Here is a 17,703-nt window from a genome sequence, read left to right on the forward strand (position 1 = left end):
GGACAGCAGGCCGCCCACCATGTGGGAGACCTCAGGCGGCCGGGCCGTGGACCTCGGCGCGGAGGGCCGTCGAGAGGTGGTGGTGCAGCAGGCCGAGGACCGGCTCCTCCGGGGCGAACAGGCCGGCGGCGAGCTTCCAGTACCGGGGGAGCACCGGGCTGTCGTCCAGGGCGAGCAGCCCCAGGAGCCGGCGCCGGAAGGCCGGCGTGTCCGGCTCCCCGCGCGCGTGGGCGTAGGCGGAGACGAACGAGTCCAGGGCCCCGCCGTCCCCCGGCGCCCGCCCGGCCCGCATCTCGGCCGAGGCCAGCGTGTAGGCCTCGGCGAGACCCTCGTAGAGCACGACCGGACGGTACGCGCCGTCCGGGAGCGGCGGCGAGGGCCGGAACTCCGGCCGTTCGAGCCGCGGGTCGGTGACGAGCGCGTGCAGCCGGGCGAAGGCGAGCACCTGGTCGGTGCCCGGTTCCTCCGGAGGCTGCGGCACCACCGCGTCGAGGACCATGGACACCACGCGGCCCGGCAGCCGCGCCGGCAGGGCCCGCCGCCAGAACCGGGCCAGGGCGTCCGTGTCCGGTGGGGCGGGCAGCGCGCCGAGCAGCCGCAGCCGTTCCGCGCGCTCCCCCGCGGCGCACTCCTGGAGCAGCCGCAGGGACGCCTCCTTCCAGCGCAGCGCCACCAACTGGGAGCCCACGTCCCGCAGTTGCCCCGCGACGGCCTCCTCGAGGACCTCGTCGGCCCCGTCCCGCTCAAGGACCCGCTCCACCTCCGGAACCGGCAGATCGAGGGCGCGCAGGGACCGGATGAACCGCAGCCGGTCGAGCGCCTCGGCCCCGTACCGCCGATGGCCCCCGGAACTGCGGGCCGCCTCCGGCAGCAGACCGCGATCGGAGTAGAACCGCACGGTCTTGACCGTGACACCCGCCCGCGCGGCCAGCTCCCCGATGCTCCACAGACCGTCGGACAACACGAGGTGAACCTCTTTCAGCGGGCTCCGATCACCTTCGGACCCGTCCATTCTGACCTCCGGCCGGACCGCCCCGGACAGGTCCCTTGAATCTCCCGCAGGGGGAGTTCCTAGCGTGACCGCGGGACATCCCCGGAAGAGACAGAGGAGACGGTCATGACGGCGTTCGTGCTGGTGTCGGACACCTTCACCGGCGGCTGGGTGTGGGAGGAGACCGCCGCCCGGCTGCGCGCGGCGGGAGCGGAGGCGTACCCGGTGACCCTGACCGGGATGGGGGACCGGCGTGACGAGGCCGGTCCCGGGACCGGCCTGGAGACGCACATCGAGGAACTCGTCCGGCTCGTCGACGGGATCACGGCGGCCGAGGTGGTCCTCGTCGGCCACGGGTACGGCCTGCACCCGGTGTTCGGCGCCGCCGACCGGCGGGCCGGACGCGTCGCCCGGATCGTCTCCGTGGACACGGGCCCCCCGGGGGCCGGCGAGGCCGCCGTCCGCTCCGTACCCGACCCGGAGGTCCGCGCACTGCTGTCCGAGCGGCCCGACGAGCCGGTTCCGCCGCCGGCGCCCGGCACCTGGTCGCGTTGGGGCAGCGTCGAGGGGATCCCCGCCGAGGCCCTCGTACGCCTGGAGCGCGAGGCAGCGCCCCAGCCGGCCGGCACGCTCACCGAGCCGCTCCGCCTGACCGGCGCCGCGGCCGCCCTGCCGACCACCGGCGTCCTGTGCAACGCCAACGGGCAGAGCATCGCCATGGTCGAGATGGCGGTGGCCTCGGGCCCGCCCCAGCTCCGGGTGTTCACCGAGGACCGGTTCCGCTTCTTCGACCTGCCCACCGGCCACTGGCCGATGCTCTCCGCACCCGGGGAACTGGCCGAGGTGCTGCTCCGCGCGGCGGCCGGCGAGGGCCACCGGGTGACCGCCCCCGAGGACGGGCACGAGCAGCCCTCCCACCTGCTGCCCTTCCTCCTCGACCTGCCGGAGCGGCCGCGCGACCGCCTCGGACGGGTCGACCTCCACCTCCCGGACGCCGACGGGCCCCGGCCGGCGATCGTCTTCGTCCACGGCGGCCCCATCGAACCCGACCGGCGGCCCACGCCACGGGACACGCCGTGCTTCGTGGGGTACGGCCGCTACGCGGCGGGCGCGGGCGTCGTCGGAGTCACCGTGGACCTTCGGCTCCACGGCCTCGCCGACTACCCCCAGGCCGCCGGGGACCTCGTCGAGGCCGTCGAGCAGGTCCGCGCCGATCCGCGCGTCGACGGGGACCGGATCGCGCTCTGGTTCTTCTCCACCGGCGGGCTTCTCGCCGCGGACTGGCTCGCCGCGCCCACGCCGTGGCTGCGGTGCGTGGCGGCCAACTATCCGGCCCTGGCACCGCTGCCCGGCTGGGAGACGGTGGAGTCCCGCTTCCGCCCCGTCGACACCGTGGGCACCGCGGACGGGCCGCCGGTCGTCCTCACCCGCGCCGGTCTGGAACACGAGGCCATCGCGGCGACCGTCGAGGAGTTCCTGACCGCCGCGAAGGAGCGCGGGGCGGACGTGGAGATCATCGACGCGCCGCACGCCCACCACGCCTTCGAACTGGTCGACCGGACCGACGAGTCCCGGGCGGTCCTGGAGCGGTCCATGAGCGCGGTCCTGGCACGGCTGACGGGCTGACGGGGGCGGTCCTGGCACGGCTGACGGGCTGACGGGCGGAAAAGTTGAAGAGCTGCTGAAGGGCTGACGCGGGCGGGCCGGGGACGGAGGGACGCTCCGGCCCCGGCCCGCCCGTCACCCTCCCGCCGGCCGCCTGCCGCGTCGGGGTACGGAGTCCAGGAGGAGCCGGGTGTACGGGTGTTCCGGCCGGTCCAGGACCTGCGCGGTCGGGCCCGTCTCCACTACCCGGCCGGACTTCAGCACCAGGACCTCGTCCGCGACGTGCCGGACCACCGCGAGGTCATGGGTGACGAACAGATAGCCGATGCCCGACTCGCGGCGGATCGTGCCGAGGAGTTCGAGGATCTGCGCCTGGATCGACACGTCGAGCGCGGCGACCGCCTCGTCGAGGACGAGGACCCTGGGCTCCACGGCGAGGGCGCGGGCGATCGCCACGCGCTGCCGCTGCCCGCCGGAGAGGCCCCGGGGCAGGGCCGAGGCCTCGCGGGCGCCGAGACCGACCTGGTCGAGGAGCTCGCCGACCCGGGCCTTCCGGCCCGCCTGGTCGAGGTCGGTGTGCAGGCGCAGGACCTCGTCCAGGCAGCCCGAGACGGTGATCCGGGGGTCGAGCGACAGGTACGGGTCCTGGAAGACCATCTGGATCTCCCGGGCCCTGGCGAGCCGTTCGGCCCGCCCCCGGGGCCGGGCGGAGCGGTCCCGGCCGCCGAGGCGGACCGTGCCGCCGTCGGGGCGCTCCAGGCCGACCAGCATGCGGACCGTGGTCGTCTTGCCGCTGCCGGACTCCCCGACGAGCGCGAGGCAGGACCCGGGAGCGAGGGCGAAGGACACGCCGTCGACGGCCGTGTGGTCCCCGTACCGCTTGCGCAGGCCCTCGACGACGAGGCCCTCCTTGAGCGCGACGGTCACAGCGTGATCCCTTCTTCGGCACGGTGGCAGGCGGCGAGCCCGTCGCCGTGGCGTACGAGCACGGGCTTCTCCTCCGTGCAGCGCGGCACCGCATGGGCGCAGCGCGCGGCGAAGGAGCAGCCGGGCGGGGCCTCCGCGAGGGAGACGGGGCGGCCCGGGATGGGCCGGGGGGCCGGCGCGTCCGGTTCGAGACGCGGGGTGCAGGCGAGCAGGCCCGCCGTGTACGGGTGCCGGGGCCGGTCGAACAGCTCGTCCGTGGAGCGGGTCTCCACGATCCGGCCCGCGTACATGACGTACACGCGGTCGCAGACGGACGCGGCCAGTTCGAGGTCGTGGGTGACGAACAGCATGCCCGTGCCCCGCTCGGCCCGCAGCCGCGCCAGGATCGAGATGACCTCGGCCTGGGTGGTGACGTCGAGCGCGGTGGTCGGCTCGTCGGCGACGAGGAGGGCCGGCTCGCTCGCGAGGGCCGCCGCGATGACGACCCGCTGGAGCATGCCGCCGGAGAACTGGTGCGGATGGCGGCGCAGGGCGCCGCGCGGGTCGCGGATGCCGACCGCGTCGAGGAGTTCCTCGGCGCGTGCGGTGGCCTGGGCGGCCGGGGTCCCGGCCGCGCGCAGCCCCTCGGTGAGGAAGTCGCCCACCCGCCGCAGCGGGTTGACGGAGGCGCGCGGGTCCTGGAAGACCATCGAGACCTGCCGGGCGCGCAGGGCGGTGAGCTCGGCGCGGTTCATCGCGAGGACGTTCCGCCCGGCGACCCTGACCTCCCCCTCGGTGCGGGCGCCCCCGGGCAGCAGCCCGAGGACGCTGCGGCAGGCCACGGACTTGCCGGAGCCGGACTCGCCGACCAGGCCGACGGTCTCCCCGGGCCGTACCGTCAGGCTCACCCCGTCCAGGATCGGCCGGGCGGCCCGGTCGCCGGCGAGGCGGACGCCGAGGCCCTCGATCTCCAGGACCGGCGCGGTCTTCGGAAGGGGTGCTTTCGGCACCGTACTCATCGCGTTCACCGTTCCCGCTTCGCGATCCGGTCGGCGAGCCCCTCGCCGACGATGCCGAACGCCACCACGGCGAGCACGATGCACGCGGAGGGCGCGAGGGCCGGCAGCATCGCCCCCTGCAGGACGGCCGCCTGCCCCTCGTTGATCATGGCGCCCCAGTCGGCGTCCGGCGGCTGCACCCCGAAGCCGAGGAAGGACAGCGCCGCCAGGTCCATCAGCGCGTACCCGAAGTTCATCGCGGACTGGGCGAAGACCGTCGGCGCGATGTTGGGCAGCAGATGGCGTACGCAGACGGTCCAGCCGGACCAGCCCTGCACCCGGTACGCCTCGATGTACGGCCGGGCCTTCTCCTGCCGTGCGATGCCGCGGACCAGCCTTCCCACGTACGGGGTGTAGGCGACGGACATGGCGATCACGGGCGCGGTGAGTCCCGAGCCGACGATCGACACGAGCAGGATCGCGAGCAGCAGACCGGGGATCGCGAAGACCAGGTCCATGGACCGGGAGAGCACCGTGTCCACCCAGCCGCCGCGCCAGGCCGCCACCACGCCGAGGAGCGTGCCGAGCAGCGTGGAGACGGCGACGACGAGCAGCGGCCCGAGCAGCCCGGTGCGGGCGCCGACCAGCAGCCGGGACAGGACGTCCCGGCCCGACTGGTCGGTGCCGAGCAGGTGGTCGCCCGTGGTGCCGACGAGACTCGCCGACAGGTCGAGCGCGTCGGGGTCGTACGGGGCGAGGACGGGTGCGAGCAGGGCGACCAGGACGAGCAGGGCGAGCACCGCGACCGAGACCGCGAAGAGCGGGCCCTGGCCGAACAGGCGCAGGGCGCGGAAGCCCGGCCTGCGGTACGGCACCGCGGAGGTGGTGGAGGTCATGAGGAGCCTTCCCCGAGGGAGAGACGGGGGTCGATGAGCGGGGCGAGCAGGTCGACGACGAGGTTGACGAGGACGAAGGCCGCCACGCTGAGCAGCGTGATCGCCTGGACGACGGCGAAGTCCTTGGAGGTGACCGACTGCACGAGCAGCGAGCCGAGGCCGGGGACGTCGAAGGCGGTCTCGACGATCGAGGTGGAGACGAGGAGACCGGCGAGCATCGTGCCGCCGACGGTGACGACGGGGCCGAGGGCGTTGCGCAGCACGTGCCGGCGGACCACGGACCGGGCCGCGACGCCCCGGGCCCGCGCCACCTCGACGTGCTCGCGCCCGAGTTCGTCGAGCATCGCCGAGCGGGTCACCCGGGCGAGGAGTCCCGCGAAGGAAAGCGCCAGGGCGAAGGCCGGCAGGGTCAGCTGGTACAGCCGCTCGGAGAGGCCCGCCGGGGTGCCGCCGCCCGGTCCCGGGAACCAGCCGAGCTGCACGGAGAAGAGCGAGACGAGCGCGATGGCCGTCACGAACGAGGGCGTGGCGGTGGCGACGCCGGTGCCGATGAGGACCGCCCGGTCCGGGACGCCGGGGCGCAGCGCGCCGAGGACGCCGGCCGCGATGCCGAGCACCGCGACGAGCACGGCGGCGTAGCCGACGAGCAGGGCGGTGCCGGGCAGCCGGGAGCCGATGAGCGAGGCCACGTCCTGGTGGTACTGGGCGGAGCGGCCGAAGTCGCCGCTCAGGACGGAGCCGAGCCACTTCGCGTACTGCGTGACCAGCGGGTCGTCGAGGTGGTGCTCGGCCCGCAGGGCGGCCACGGTCGCGGGGGTCGCGGGGCGGCCGTGCAGGAGGAACGACACCGGGTCGCCGGGGGCCAGGTGGACGGAGCCGAAGACCACGAGCGAGGTCACGAACAGCACCGCCGCCAGGCCGAGGAGCCGTCCGACGAGGTAGCGCGTCATCGCTGGGAGGCCCCGATCGTCGCGGCCCACGGGAAGTAGAGCTGGGCGATGCCGGTCGGGGCGCCGGTGATCCGCTTGCCGAGGTAGACCGAGAAGGGCGCCTCGTACACGGGGATGATGGGCAGCTCGGCCATCGCGATCTTCTGGAGCTTCGCGGTGAGTTCGGCGCGCTTGGCGGGGTCGGGCTCGGAGTTGGCCTTGTCGAAGGCGACGTCGTACTCGGCGTCCGACCAGCGGCCGTAGTTCCCGAAGTCGCCGGTGTGCAGGTACTGGTAGAACTCCAGCGGGTCGGGCGTGTTGTCGTAGCCGTTGGTGATGACCAGGTCGAGGCCCTCGCGCGCGTCCGGGTCGACGAAGATGCTGCTGTACGCGTCGGGGGAGACCGGCTTCAGCTTGACGTCGAGGCCGATCCGGCGGCCGGCGTCCTGGACGGCGTTGGCGACGACGCTGATCTCCGGCGCGAGGGTGCTGGTGGCGATGGTGAGCGTCCGGCCGGTCGCGTGGGCCTCCTGGACGAGCTTCTTCGCTGCCTCGACGTCGTACACGGGCTCGGGCAGCGTGTCGTAGAGCTCCGCCGTCTTCTCCGGGGCCAGCGCCCAGGCGCCGCGCGCCGCGGGGGCCTTGGCGGGGACGCCGACGCCGCCGGCCGCGGCCTTGATGATGTTCTTCCGGTCGAGGGCCATCGACAGGGCCTTGCGCACCTTGAGGTTGGCGAGCACGCCGTGGAAGTCGAGGACCGCGAGGTCGGCGGCGGCGGTGTTGGGGCCGAAGAGGAGCGAACCCTTGTTGCCGGCCTTCAGCTGGGCGAAGGAGGAGGACGGGACCAGGTAGCCGCCGTCGGCCGTGCCGGAGAGGAAGGCGTTGGAGCGGGCCGCGGCGTCCTCGATGAAGGTGAACTTCACCTTCTCGGACTTGGGCGTGAGCGTCTTGTCCCAGTAGGCGGCGTTCTTCTTGAGGGTGATGCTGTCGCCCTGGGCCCAGGAGTCGAGGGCGTACGGACCGGTGCAGTTCAGCTTGCCCTTGGGGGTGCCGTAGTCCTTGCCCTCCTTCTTCAGCGAGGCGGCGCTGACGACGGTGCCGGGGGAGGCGGCCATCAGCTCGGAGAAGAGGACGTCCTCCTTGCCGAGGCGGATCGTCACCTCCAGGGGGCCGGTCTTCTCGATGGAGTCGACGCTCTTGAAGGAGGAGCCCCACGGGGAGCCGGTCTTCGGGTCCATCTGGCGCTTGAGGGAGGCGACCACGTCGTCGGCGGTCATGGTGGTGCCGTCGTGGAACTTCACCCCGGGCCGCAGGGTGTAGACGAGGGTGCGCGGGTCGGGCTGCGACCACTTCACGGCGAGGCCGGGCACGATCTTCAGGTCGGGCGTGACCCGCAGCAGCTGCTCGCACACGTTGGCGAGGACGGTGTTCGGCGGGTAGTCGTACGCGAGGGCGTAGTCGAGCGTGTACGGCTCGGCGTACAGGGACCAGGTGAAGGAGTCCAGCGGGCCCTGCGCGGCCGGGGAGGTCGGGCTGACCTTGAAGTCCGTGCCGCCGCCGGCGGCGGGCTTCGTGGCGCCGGAGCAGGCGGACGTGGTGGCCGCGAGGGCGGCGGTACAGGCGAGAAGCGCGAGGGCTCTGGGCATGCGCATGGGGAGGGACCCACCCCTTTACAGGTGTAGTGACGGGCTCGGGGGGATGGAGCGAGTATTGGTGCGGGAACGTTCCCGCACAAGAGCTGCGCCCGACTTTGCGGGAACGGTTTTGCAGAGGTCACGGGGGTGGCAGCATCAACCCCATGACCGAAGCTTCACGGCACGGCGGGCAGCCCTCGCCGCCCCTCCCGCGCGTCCGCCTGGTCGACGTGGCCCGCGAGGCGGGCCTGTCCAAGACGACCGTCTCGGCGGCACTCAACGGCACCGGCAGACTCTCCCCCGAAGTACGGGAGAAGGCCCGCGAGACCGCGCGCAGAATGGGCTACCGGCCCAACGCCACCGCGCGCCAGCTGCGCGCGGGACGGGCCAGGCTGATCGGATACGTGGTCGGCGAGTTCGCCGCCACTCCCTGGACCTTTCTCGAGTCGCCTTACTTCGCCCGGCTGACCGGCGCCACGGCGGCCACGGCGCTGCGCCGCGGCTACGCCGTGGTGCTGCTGCCCGCCGGCTCCCTGCAGAGCGAGTGGGCCGACCTGTCCCTCGACGCGGTGGTCGTCGCCGACCCCGTCGCCGACGACCCGGTCGTGGAGGACCTCCTCGCCGCCGGCATCCCCGTCTTCACGGACCGATCCGTCGAGGGGCTGCCGGGGGCGTACTGGGTGGACGTCGACGGGGGCCGCGCCGTCCGCGAGACCCTCGACCACCTCCGGGAGCAGGGGGCCCGCAGGCCCGTCCTCGTCGTGCCGGACAGCACCACCCGCTTCCACGCCGAGGTGTACGCGGCCCACCGGGAGTGGTGCGCCGCCCACGGCCTGCCCGAACGGGCGGTACGCGTCGCGGAGGCCGGCAACGGGCCGGTGGTGCGCGCCGTCGAGACCGCCCTGACTCCTGACGGGCCGGAGCGGCCCGACGCCCTCCTGGTCGTGGCCGAGGCGAGCCCGCCCCTCGTTCTGGAGGCGGTGCGCCGCCACGGGTACGAGGTCCCGGACGACCTGCTGGTCGTCCTGGTCAGCGAGGATGCCACGGCCCTGCACACCGAACCGCCGGTGACCACGCTGAGCCTGCGGCCCGAGGCGGTCGCGGAGGCCGGTGTGGAGCACCTGGTCGCGGTCCTGGAGCACGGCCGCCGGGAGCCGGCCGGGACGCTCGTACCGACGCGTCTGGACGTACGGGCGTCCTCGCTCCGCAGGTGAGGTCCGGTCAGAGGGAGTGCACGAGCCGGCCACCGACGTAGGTCCGCTCCACCCGGGCCTCGGCGATCTCCTCCGGCGGGCCGGTGAGGATGTCGCGGTTCAGGACGACCAGGTCGGCCAGGTGGCCGGGGCGCAGGCTGCCGGTGTCGTCGAGACCGTTCACGTGCGCGGTGCCCGCGGTGTACGCGGCGAGGGCCGTGGTGAGGTCGAGGCGCTGCTCGGCGTAGAAGACCCGGTCGTCGGTGGCCTCGGGGTCGCGGCGGTTGACCGCGACGTGGATGCCCTCGATCGGGTTCGGGCTGCTGACCGGCCAGTCGCTGCCGGCGGCGAGGGTGGCCCCGGCCCGTACCAGATCGCCGAACGGGTACTGCCAGGCGGCGCGTTCGGGACCCAGGAACGGGATGGTCAGCTCGTCCATCTGCGGCTCGTGCGCGGCCCACAGCGGCTGGATGTTGGCGATGGCGCCGAGCGCCGCGAAGCGGGACAGGTCGTCGGGGTGGACGACCTGGAGGTGGGCCAGGTGGTGGCGGTTGCCGCGGTGCCCGTTGGCGGCGATCGCCGCCTCGAGGGCGTCCAGGGCCTCACGGACGGCCCGGTCGCCCAGGGCGTGGAAGTGGACCTGGAAGTCGAGGGCGTCGAGCTCGGTCACGTACCCGCGCAGCGCCTCGGGGTCGACGAAGCTCAGCCCGCTGTTGGCGGTGGCGCAGCCGCAGCCGTCCAGATACGGGGTGGTCATGGCGGCGGTGAAGTTCTCCGCGATGCCGTCCTGCATGATCTTCACCGAACCGGCGCGGAACCGGCCGAGGCTCGACTTCTCGCGGCGGGCGACGAGTTCGGGGATCTGCTCGGCGCCCCGCTCCCGGTCCCACCAGAGCGCGCCGGTCACCCTGGCCGTCAGCGAACCGTCCCCGGCGGCCGTCAGGTACGCCTCCGAGGGATCGGCCATGCCGCCGAAGGTGCCGAGCAGCGCGTCCTGCCAGGCCGTGATGCCGAGCGAGTGCAGCAGCTTCTGGGCCCGCAGCAGACCGGCGAGCCGGTCCTCGGCGGTCGCCGCCGGCACGAGCCGGGCGACGAGACCGATCGCGCCCTCCTGGAGCATGCCGCTCGGGGAACCGTCCGCCTCCCGCTCGATCCGCCCGTCGGCCGGGTCGGGGGTGGCGGCGGTGAGCCCGGCGAGCTCAAGGGCGCGGGAGTTGGCCCAGGCGCCGTGGTGGTCCCGGTTCGACAGCAGGACCGGCCGGTCCGGGACGACGGAGTCGAGCAGCTGCCGGGTGGGCAGGCCGCCCTCGAAGCTCTCCATCGACCAGCCGCCGCCGGTGATCCAGGCGTGCTCCGGATGGGCGTCCGCGTACTGCCTGATCCGCTCCAGGTAGTCGGCGACGCCGACCGTGCCAGTCAGATCGCACTCGGCCAGCTCCTTGCCGCCGGAGACGGCGTGGATGTGGGCGTCCTGGAACCCGGGGAGCAGCAACTTCCCTGCCAGGTCGACCACTTCGGTGGACGGCCCGATGAGGTCCCGTACCTCGTCGTGGCCGACGGCCGCGATCCGCTCGCCGACGACGGCGAGCGAGGTCGCCCGGGTGCGGGCCGGGTCCGCCGTGAAGACGGGACCGCGGGTGAAGACCAGATCGGCCGTGGTCATGGGCGCTCCAGAACAGGTGGTGTCGGTTGGTGGGCGCCATGCAAGCGGCCGGACCGTTTACACGTCAATGGTGTTGACGTAAGGTTCCGGCCATGTCCGAACGCGTGGTCCCCGAGGGCAGGCGGCAGCGCCGCCGCCCCACCAAGCAGGGCGCCGTCCTCTCGGAGCGGCTCATCGTCGAGACCGCGCTCCGCCTGATCGCGCAGCACGGCGCGGAAGCCCTCTCGGTACGGAGGCTGGGCGCCGCGCTCGGCGCCGACCCCACCGCCCTCTACCGCTACTTCAGGAACACGGACGCCCTGCTCCTCGCCATCGCCGACGAGATGATCGGCCGCGCGCAGGAGGGCTGGACGGCCACCGGCGACTGGCGGGTGGACCTCCGTGACCTCGGCCTCCGCATCCACGGCTGCTACCAGGCCTACCCGCAGGCGGCGGCCCTCGCGGCCCACCGCACCACCGGGCGGCCGTACGAGACCCGGGCCGTCGAGCGGATCCTCGGCGTCCTGCGCTCGGCCGGCTTCCCGGACGCCCTCGCCGTCCGGATCTACCACGCCTTCGTCGACCAGGCCCTCGCCTTCGCGGCCCAGGACGCGGCCGCACAGGCCCTGCCGCCCGCCGCCCAGGAGAAGGAGGCGGAGGTCTGGCACGCGGTCTACGGCCGACTGTCGCCGGACACCCACCCGAACATCGCCGCGACGTTCCCGCTGTTGGCCGCCGACATGCGCGACAGCGGCTATCCGTTCGCGCTGGAACTGATGCTGAGCGCGATCGCGTCCCTGCGTCCACCGCGACCGGAGGCCTGACGCCCCGCCTTGCCGGAGGGGGAACGAACGCCGGTCCGGGCGGGAGTCACTTCCTCCGGCGCGGTGCCCCGTGCACGGCGTCCAGGACCAGATCCAGCAGCGCCTCGGGCTGCCCGGCCCGCTCGCCGTGGGCCGTGGACAGCGCGATCCCGACGACGAGTCGGAGGAGGTCGTCGGCGCTCAGGTCGGCGCGAGCCGTTCCGTGCCGCTGGGCTCGGGAGAGCAGGCCGGTCGCCATGTCCAGGATGCGCCGGTGGCAGTCGAAGCCCAACTCGCCGGCCGACTCCACCAGGAGGGCGCTGCCCATGCCCTGGTGCACGCGGGCGTGGGCGAGGAAGGCTCGCAGCCATTGCTCCAGGGCCTCGTCGGCGTTCTCCGCGGCGAGCAGCCGTTCCGCGTGGGCGCCCAGTGTCTCGATCCGGTCTCCGAGCACCGCGGTCAGCAGGGCCGAGCGGTGGGGGAAGTGACGGTACAGGGTGCCGGGGCCCACCCCCGCCCGGCGGGCGATCTCGTTGAGGGAGGCGCCGGGTCCGGCTTCGGCGAACACTTCTCGCGCCGCCGCCACCAGACGTTCCCGATTGAGGCGGGCGTCCGTGCGTCGCGAAGGCTCGGCCGGGGTGCGGCCCTGACTGTTCGTCATCGTCCTGCCCTTCGATCGACTCCAGGGATGGCGAACCGGAGAGGTTCTCCGTATTCTAGCCCGACAAGAAACGGAGAACCTCTCCGGAAAGCTGCCCGAGGAGTACGGATGACTGACGACGCGCGGACCGGGCTCGGCCGGGTCGGGATCTGGACCTTCGCCTACGAGGGACAACCCGCCGGACGCGTACGTGAATCGGCCGCGGAGCTGGAGGAGTTGGGTTACGGAGCGATCTGGCACGGTGAGGCGTTCGGCCGCGACACGGTGGGCCAGGCATGGTTACTGCTGTCGGCGACCCGCCGGATCACCGTCGCCTCCGGCATCGCCAACATCGCGTTCCGGGACCCGATCGCCATGGCCAACGCGACACGCACACTCGGTGAGGCCTTCCCCGGACGCTACCTGCTCGGCCTGGGCGGGCACCGGGTCGACGACACCGTGCACGAGGTGGACGGCTATCCCGTCCCGGCCCGGGGCAGGGCGGTCGCCACGATGCGCGCCTACCTCGAAGCCATGGACGTCACCCCCGCCCACGGCCCCGTACCGGACCCGGCCCCGCGCCGCGTCCTGGCCGCCCTCGGGCCGAAGATGCTCGAACTGGCCGCCGAGCGCACCTGGGGCGCGCACCCCTACTTCGTGCCCGTCGAGCACACCGCGCGAGCCCGGACGATCATGGGTCCGGATGCCTTTCTGGGGGTCGAGCAGGCCGTCGTCCTGGACACCGACCTCGGTCGTGCCCGGGAGGTGGCCGCGGCACACGTCGCCGGATACGTCGCGATGGCGCCGCACCAGCGGGCGAACGTCCGCAGGCTCGGCTTCGGCGACGGGGACGTCACGGGCGGCCCGAGTCGCCGGCTGGTGGACGCGATCGTCGCGTACGGCGACACGGAGGCGATCCGCCGCCGCGTGCGGGAGCACCTCGATGCAGGAGCCGACCACGTCTGCCTGCAGGTGCTGAGCGCCGATCCGACCGCACTGCCGGAGCGGGAGTGGCGCGAACTCGCTTCCGCTGTCGCCGGGTAACGGCTGGGCGCCGATCCGCTCCGCACGGTCCCGAGCCCCGGCTGGGCGGTGCCCACCCGCCGTGTGGGCAATCGTCCCGCAGGGCAAGGGGGGACCCCCTTGCCCCAGCGGAACGATTGCCCACAACGGCGGGGCGCCGGCCCACAACGGGGCGGCTCAGCCCGTCGTGACGGGGGAGAAGCGGCCCACGGCCGCCAGGTCCGCGCTGATCAGTGCCGCCGTCTCGCGCAGCGGCGGCAGCAGCGCCGCGAGGCTCTCCTCCGGTGTCGCCCGGCCCGCGTGCAGGGCCACGTTGACCGCCGCGACCACCCGCCCCGCGCCGTCCGTGACCGCCACCGCCAGTGAGCGCAGACCCTCCTCCAGTTCCTGTTCCACCCACCCGTATCCGCGCGCGGCGGTCGCCGTCACCGTCTCGTCGAGTCCCTCGCGGGTCGTCACCGTGTGCGGGGTGAGTGCCTCCGGCGTGATCCGCCCGAGCCGTGCGGCCCGCTCCGCCTCGGGCAGGGCCGCGAGCAGGACGCGGCCCATGGAGGTCGCGTACGCGGGCAGTCGGGTGCCGACGGTGATGTCGATGTGCATGATGCGGGTGCTGGCGACCCGGGCGACGTACCGGATGTCGTCCCCGTCGAGGACGGCGACGGACGCGGACTCGTGGACGCGCAGCACGAGCGCGACGAGGTGCGGGGTGGCGATCTCGGGCAGGCTCAGACCGGAGAGGCGGGCGTAGCCGAGTTCCAGGACCCGGGGGAGTACGAGGAACCCGTCGGCCTCCTCCCGTACGTATCCCAGATGGCGCAGGGTGATCAGCGACCGGCGGGCGGTCGCGCGGGGGAGCCCGGTCAGCCGGGCGAGTTCGGAGAGCCGGACGGGACCCCGGACCGAGCCGAAGGCGCGCAGGACGTCGAGACCGCGCGCGAGCGACTGGAGGAACCCCGAGCCGAGCTCCTCTTTGAGCGCGGGCGCGGAAGCGGTCGGCGCGGATGCCGGTGCGCCGCCGGGCGCTTCCTCCTGCTCCCTCGCCGCCGCCAGCGCCTCCTCCATCGCCGCCACCGCCCGGCGCAGCGGCGGTACGGCGGTCTCCGTGAGGGTCGCGGCGCTGTGCCGGCTCGTGTGGCTGACGACGCTGACCGCGCAGACCACCGCGCCGTCCGGGCCGCGGACCGGCAGGGTGACGGCGAGCAGCCCCGGCTCGATCAGCTGGTCGTCCACCGCGAGGCCGGTCTCGCGGGCCTGTCGTACCCGGTCGAGGAACTCCGTCTCGACCTCATCGGCAGGGGACGCGGGGCGGGGCGGTACGGACGGGAAGCCGGTGTCCAGGGGGTCCTTCGCGCGCCGGGCCCGCCACCCTTCGAGGTCCGCCGCGTCCCACCGCGCGGCGAACAGCGCGCCGGGAGCGCACCGTTCGGCCGGCAGCAGGTCCCCGGTCCGGAAGGAGATCGCCATCGCCCGGCGCCGGGTGGCCTGGGCGAGGAAGCGGACGCCGTCGCCGTCCGGGACGGCCAAGGACACCGATTCGTCCAGCGCGTCGGCGAGGGCGACGGCGTGCGGGCCGAGGAGTTCCGGCAGCCCGCAGGAGGCCAGGTAGGCGTTGCCGAGTTCGGCGGCCCCGGGTGCGAGCAGCAGGTCGCGGCCCTCGGTGCGCAGCACGCCGAGGCGGACGAGCGTCGTCGCGACCCGGTCGATCGTGGAGCGGGCGAGCCCGGTGGTCCGGGCGAGGTCGCCGGGCCGGTGCCGGACCTCGGGGCCCGCGGCCATGACGCGGAGCACGGCGAGTCCGCGTTCGAGCGGCCCGACCAGCTCGTCGGGTGTGTCCGGCGTGTCGGCCGGGTCGGGTGCGCCCTGGGCCTCGGTGGGCTGCGGCATCGTCCGGACTCCTCGGGGCGGTGGTGGGTGGAGGGGGCGCGGCGGAAGCGCGGGGAAACCGTACCCGCGCCGTTGACACGGCCCGTGGCGTGGATGGACACTCACCCCCGCCAAAATTCTGAACGCAAGTTCATCAGGCGAACACCCGCAGCGTCAATCCAGAGTGAATCCCCAGCGAAACGGGTCGTTACATGGACAAAGTGGTCGCCAGTGCCGCCGCAGCGGTGGCGGACATCGAGGACGGCGCCTCACTCGCCGTCGGAGGCTTCGGTCTGAGCGGCGTACCGGACGTGCTCATCCGCGCCCTGCACGCCCACGGCCCCGGAGACCTCTCCGTCGTCTCCAACAACTGCGGCGTCGACGGCGGAGGCCTCGGCATCCTGCTCGCCGCCGGCCGGATCAGCCGCGTCACCGGCTCCTACATCGGCGACAACAAGGAGTTCGCCCGCCGCTACCTCGGCGGCGAACTCGAACTCGAACTCACCCCCCAGGGCACCCTGGCCGAACGGCTCCGCGCTGGCGGCTGCGGCATCCCCGCCTTCTTCACCCCCGCGGGCGTCGGCACCCAGGCCGCCGACGGAGGACTGCCCTGGCGGTACGCGGACGGGGGCACCTCCCGGACGGAGTCCGGGGGAGGCACCGTCGCCGTCGCCTCCCCGCCCAAGGAGACCCGCGAGTACGACGGACGCCCGCACGTCCTCGAACACGGCATCACCACCGACTTCGCGCTCGTCCGCGCGGCCCGCGGCGACCGCCACGGCAACCTCGTCTTCGCCACCGCGCAGCGCGTCCTCGCCGAAGACGCGACCGCTTCCTGACCCTTCACGGAGCCCTCCATGTCCACAGCCCGCACCACCACCGTCGGCATCATCGGCGCCGGTCCCGCCGGCCTCCTCCTCTCCCACCTGCTCCACCGGCAGGGCATCGACAGCGTCGTCCTCGAACTGCGCGACCGCGCGTACGTCGAGCGCCGCCAGCGCGCCGGCATCCTCGAACAGGACACCGTCGACGTGCTGCGCGCCTCCGGCGCCGGCGCCCGGATGGACCGCCAGGGCCTGGAGCACCACGGCATCGAGCTCCGCTTCGACCGCCGCTCCCACCGCATCGACTTCCCGTCGCTGACCGGCGGCCGCTCCGTCATGGTGTACGCCCAGACCGAGGTCGTGAAGGACCTCGTCGAACTGCGCCTCAAGGACGGCGGAACCGTCCTCTTCGAGGCCGAGGCCCTCTCCGTGGACGGCGCCGACACCGACCGGCCCACCATCCGCTACCGCCACGAGGGAGCCGAGGAGACCCTGGAGTGCGCGTACGTCGTCGCCTGCGACGGCTTCCACGGCATCGGCCGCCGCTCCCTCCCCGAGGACCTCCTCACCGTCGTCGAGCGGACGTACCCCTTCTCCTGGCTCGGCATCCTCGCCGACGTCCCGCCCTCCTGCGACGAGCTGATCTACGCCCACCACGAGCGCGGCTTCGCCCTGCACAGCATGCGCTCGCCGCAGGTCAGCCGCCTCTACCTCCAGGTGGACCCGGACGACAGCGTCGACAACTGGTCCGACGAGCGGATCTGGGACGAGCTGGACACCCGCTTCGCCGTCGACGGCGACTGGACCCTCCGGCGCGGCCCGATCACCGAGAAGAGCATCACCCCGATGCGCAGCTTCGTCGCCGAACCCCTGCGCCACGGCCGCCTGTTCCTCGCCGGCGACGCCGCGCACATCGTGCCGCCCACCGGCGCCAAGGGCCTCAACCTCGCCATCGCCGACGTCACCCTGCTCGCCCAGGCCCTCACCCGCCACCACACGCAGGGCGACGAGGCGGCGATCGACGCCTACTCGGAGACCGCGCTGCGCCGGATCTGGCGGGCCGAGCACTTCTCGTACACGATGACCACCCTGCTCCACGCCGACCCCGCCGAGTCCGGCTTCGACCGCGAACTGCGCCTCTCGCACCTGCGCTACCTCGCCGGATCGGAGGCCGCCTCGGCCTCGCTCGCCGAGAACTACGTGGGATTCAGGACGAACTGACGAAGCGTCCGAGGTACGAAGAAGGGGGCGGCTGCTCGAAGCAGCCGCCCCCTTCCGCGTACGGGCAGGTCAGGCGAAGAAGCGGTACACCGCCTGCGCGACGCACGCCGGCTTGGCGACGCCGTCGATCTCCACGGTCAGGTCCACGACGACCTCGACCCCGCCCTTGACGTCCTCCACGGACACCACGCGGCCGTGCGTGCGGATCTTCGAGCCGACGCGCACGGGGGAGGGGAAACGGACCTTGTTCAGGCCGTAGTTGACGGCCATCGACACGCCCTCGACCTGGAGCAGCTCGCTCCACATCGGGATGAGCAGCGAGAGCGTGAGGTAGCCGTGGGCGATGGTGCCGCCGAAGGGGCCCGCGGCGGCGCGCTCGGCGTCGACGTGGATCCACTGGTGGTCGTCGGTGGCGTCGGCGAAGGTGTCGACGCGGTCCTGGGCGATCTCCACCCAGGAGCTGTGGCCGAGGTCGGCCCCGGCCCGGGCCTTGATCTCGTCGATGCCGTGGACGGTGAGAGCCATGGTGGTACTC

At 73.6% G+C, this 17,703-nt stretch carries 15 protein-coding genes and 1 pseudogene; 6 read left to right on the forward strand and 10 right to left on the reverse strand.

Going from position 1 to position 17,703, the window contains the following annotated elements; genetic code table 11:
- Positions 1–31 precede the first annotated feature (31 nt).
- Positions 32–964, reverse strand: a complete 933-nt coding sequence (locus SVTN_RS35110) for a MerR family transcriptional regulator (protein WP_041132704.1) — start codon at positions 962–964, stop codon at positions 32–34.
- Positions 965–1,117: 153 nt separating this feature from the next.
- Here SVTN_RS35110 and SVTN_RS35115 point away from each other — a divergent pair, with 153 nt between their 5' ends.
- Positions 1,118–2,617 (forward strand): alpha/beta hydrolase, encoded by a 1,500-nt coding sequence (locus SVTN_RS35115; RefSeq protein WP_041132705.1) that lies wholly within the window; start codon positions 1,118–1,120, stop codon positions 2,615–2,617.
- Between the two features lie 114 nt (positions 2,618–2,731).
- Here the strand turns inward: SVTN_RS35115 and SVTN_RS35120 are convergent, their stop codons facing one another.
- The 5 genes from SVTN_RS35120 to SVTN_RS35140 are packed head-to-tail and all read right to left on the reverse strand — an operon-like array spanning position 2,732 to position 7,977.
- Positions 2,732–3,523, reverse strand: a complete 792-nt coding sequence (locus SVTN_RS35120) for an ABC transporter ATP-binding protein (protein WP_041132706.1) — start codon at positions 3,521–3,523, stop codon at positions 2,732–2,734.
- Complete coding sequence (locus SVTN_RS35125) at positions 3,520–4,521, reverse strand: ABC transporter ATP-binding protein (protein ID WP_052499478.1); 1,002 nt, start codon at positions 4,519–4,521, stop codon at positions 3,520–3,522. Before SVTN_RS35125 ends, SVTN_RS35120 begins: the two co-directional genes overlap by 4 nt.
- 5 nt (positions 4,522–4,526) lie before the next feature.
- On the reverse strand, positions 4,527–5,396 hold the full coding sequence (locus tag SVTN_RS35130; RefSeq protein WP_041132707.1) for an ABC transporter permease: 870 nt from the start codon (positions 5,394–5,396) through the stop codon (positions 4,527–4,529).
- Positions 5,393–6,346, reverse strand: a complete 954-nt coding sequence (locus tag SVTN_RS35135) for an ABC transporter permease (protein ID WP_041132708.1) — start codon at positions 6,344–6,346, stop codon at positions 5,393–5,395. The genes SVTN_RS35130 and SVTN_RS35135 overlap by 4 nt, the downstream gene beginning before the upstream one ends.
- Entirely contained in the window at positions 6,343–7,977 is a 1,635-nt protein-coding gene (locus SVTN_RS35140; RefSeq protein WP_041132709.1) for an ABC transporter substrate-binding protein, read from the reverse strand. The genes SVTN_RS35135 and SVTN_RS35140 overlap by 4 nt, the downstream gene beginning before the upstream one ends.
- Positions 7,978–8,123: 146 nt before the next feature.
- Here SVTN_RS35140 and SVTN_RS35145 point away from each other — a divergent pair, with 146 nt between their 5' ends.
- On the forward strand, positions 8,124–9,173 hold the full coding sequence (locus tag SVTN_RS35145) for a LacI family DNA-binding transcriptional regulator (protein WP_041132710.1): 1,050 nt from the start codon (positions 8,124–8,126) through the stop codon (positions 9,171–9,173).
- A 7-nt stretch (positions 9,174–9,180) separates the two neighbouring features.
- On the opposite strand, the gene SVTN_RS35150 is transcribed toward SVTN_RS35145, so the two are convergent.
- A complete protein-coding gene (locus SVTN_RS35150; protein WP_041132711.1) occupies positions 9,181–10,815 on the reverse strand; it encodes an amidohydrolase in 1,635 nt (544 codons plus the stop codon).
- Between the two features lie 92 nt (positions 10,816–10,907).
- Here SVTN_RS35150 and SVTN_RS35155 point away from each other — a divergent pair, with 92 nt between their 5' ends.
- Positions 10,908–11,618 carry a TetR/AcrR family transcriptional regulator gene (locus SVTN_RS35155; RefSeq protein WP_041132712.1) on the forward strand — a complete coding sequence of 237 codons (711 nt, stop codon included), beginning with the start codon at positions 10,908–10,910 and terminating at the stop codon, positions 11,616–11,618.
- Positions 11,619–11,664: 46 nt separating this feature from the next.
- Here the strand turns inward: SVTN_RS35155 and SVTN_RS35160 are convergent, their stop codons facing one another.
- Complete coding sequence (locus SVTN_RS35160; protein WP_041132713.1) at positions 11,665–12,258, reverse strand: TetR/AcrR family transcriptional regulator; 594 nt, start codon at positions 12,256–12,258, stop codon at positions 11,665–11,667.
- A 108-nt stretch (positions 12,259–12,366) separates the two neighbouring features.
- On the opposite strand from SVTN_RS35160, the gene SVTN_RS35165 reads away from it, so the two are divergent.
- Positions 12,367–13,281 (forward strand): TIGR03620 family F420-dependent LLM class oxidoreductase, encoded by a 915-nt coding sequence (locus tag SVTN_RS35165; RefSeq protein ID WP_041132714.1) that lies wholly within the window; start codon positions 12,367–12,369, stop codon positions 13,279–13,281.
- A 156-nt stretch (positions 13,282–13,437) separates the two neighbouring features.
- Here the strand turns inward: SVTN_RS35165 and SVTN_RS35170 are convergent, their stop codons facing one another.
- Positions 13,438–15,144, reverse strand: coding sequence for an IclR family transcriptional regulator domain-containing protein (locus SVTN_RS35170; RefSeq protein WP_041132715.1), 1,707 nt, complete (start codon positions 15,142–15,144; stop codon positions 13,438–13,440).
- 191 nt (positions 15,145–15,335) lie between these two features.
- On the opposite strand from SVTN_RS35170, the pseudogene SVTN_RS35175 reads away from it, so the two are divergent.
- Positions 15,336–15,932, forward strand: a pseudogene (locus SVTN_RS35175) (CoA transferase subunit A); the annotation flags it as partial.
- A 48-nt stretch (positions 15,933–15,980) separates the two neighbouring features.
- Complete coding sequence (locus SVTN_RS35180) at positions 15,981–17,168, forward strand: 4-hydroxybenzoate 3-monooxygenase (protein ID WP_041132716.1); 1,188 nt, start codon at positions 15,981–15,983, stop codon at positions 17,166–17,168.
- 69 nt (positions 17,169–17,237) lie between these two features.
- Here the strand turns inward: SVTN_RS35180 and SVTN_RS35185 are convergent, their stop codons facing one another.
- Positions 17,238–17,693 carry a MaoC family dehydratase gene (locus SVTN_RS35185; protein WP_041132717.1) on the reverse strand — a complete coding sequence of 152 codons (456 nt, stop codon included), beginning with the start codon at positions 17,691–17,693 and terminating at the stop codon, positions 17,238–17,240.
- Between the last annotated feature and the right edge of the window lie 10 nt (positions 17,694–17,703).

It is taken from the genome of Streptomyces vietnamensis, assembly GCF_000830005.1.
Taxonomy (GTDB): Bacteria; Actinomycetota; Actinomycetes; order Streptomycetales; family Streptomycetaceae; genus Streptomyces; species Streptomyces vietnamensis.

Bases quoted from the DNA above. Each gene is read 5' to 3' on its own strand.
- SVTN_RS35185 (WP_041132717.1), bottom strand. From the start codon at position 17,693: ATGGCTCTCACCGTCCACGGCATCGACGAGATCAAGGCCCGGGCCGGG.
- SVTN_RS35140 (WP_041132709.1), bottom strand. From the start codon at position 7,977: ATGCGCATGCCCAGAGCCCTCGCGCTTCTCGCCTGTACCGCCGCCCTC.
- SVTN_RS35150 (WP_041132711.1), bottom strand. From the start codon at position 10,815: ATGACCACGGCCGATCTGGTCTTCACCCGCGGTCCCGTCTTCACGGCG.
- SVTN_RS35130 (WP_041132707.1), bottom strand. From the start codon at position 5,396: ATGACCTCCACCACCTCCGCGGTGCCGTACCGCAGGCCGGGCTTCCGC.
- SVTN_RS35135 (WP_041132708.1), bottom strand. From the start codon at position 6,346: ATGACGCGCTACCTCGTCGGACGGCTCCTCGGCCTGGCGGCGGTGCTG.
- SVTN_RS35125 (WP_052499478.1), bottom strand. From the start codon at position 4,521: ATGAGTACGGTGCCGAAAGCACCCCTTCCGAAGACCGCGCCGGTCCTG.
- SVTN_RS35180 (WP_041132716.1), top strand. From the start codon at position 15,981: ATGTCCACAGCCCGCACCACCACCGTCGGCATCATCGGCGCCGGTCCC.
- SVTN_RS35165 (WP_041132714.1), top strand. From the start codon at position 12,367: ATGACTGACGACGCGCGGACCGGGCTCGGCCGGGTCGGGATCTGGACC.
- SVTN_RS35155 (WP_041132712.1), top strand. From the start codon at position 10,908: ATGTCCGAACGCGTGGTCCCCGAGGGCAGGCGGCAGCGCCGCCGCCCC.
- SVTN_RS35145 (WP_041132710.1), top strand. From the start codon at position 8,124: ATGACCGAAGCTTCACGGCACGGCGGGCAGCCCTCGCCGCCCCTCCCG.
- SVTN_RS35170 (WP_041132715.1), bottom strand. From the start codon at position 15,144: ATGCCGCAGCCCACCGAGGCCCAGGGCGCACCCGACCCGGCCGACACG.
- SVTN_RS35115 (WP_041132705.1), top strand. From the start codon at position 1,118: ATGACGGCGTTCGTGCTGGTGTCGGACACCTTCACCGGCGGCTGGGTG.
- SVTN_RS35160 (WP_041132713.1), bottom strand. From the start codon at position 12,258: ATGACGAACAGTCAGGGCCGCACCCCGGCCGAGCCTTCGCGACGCACG.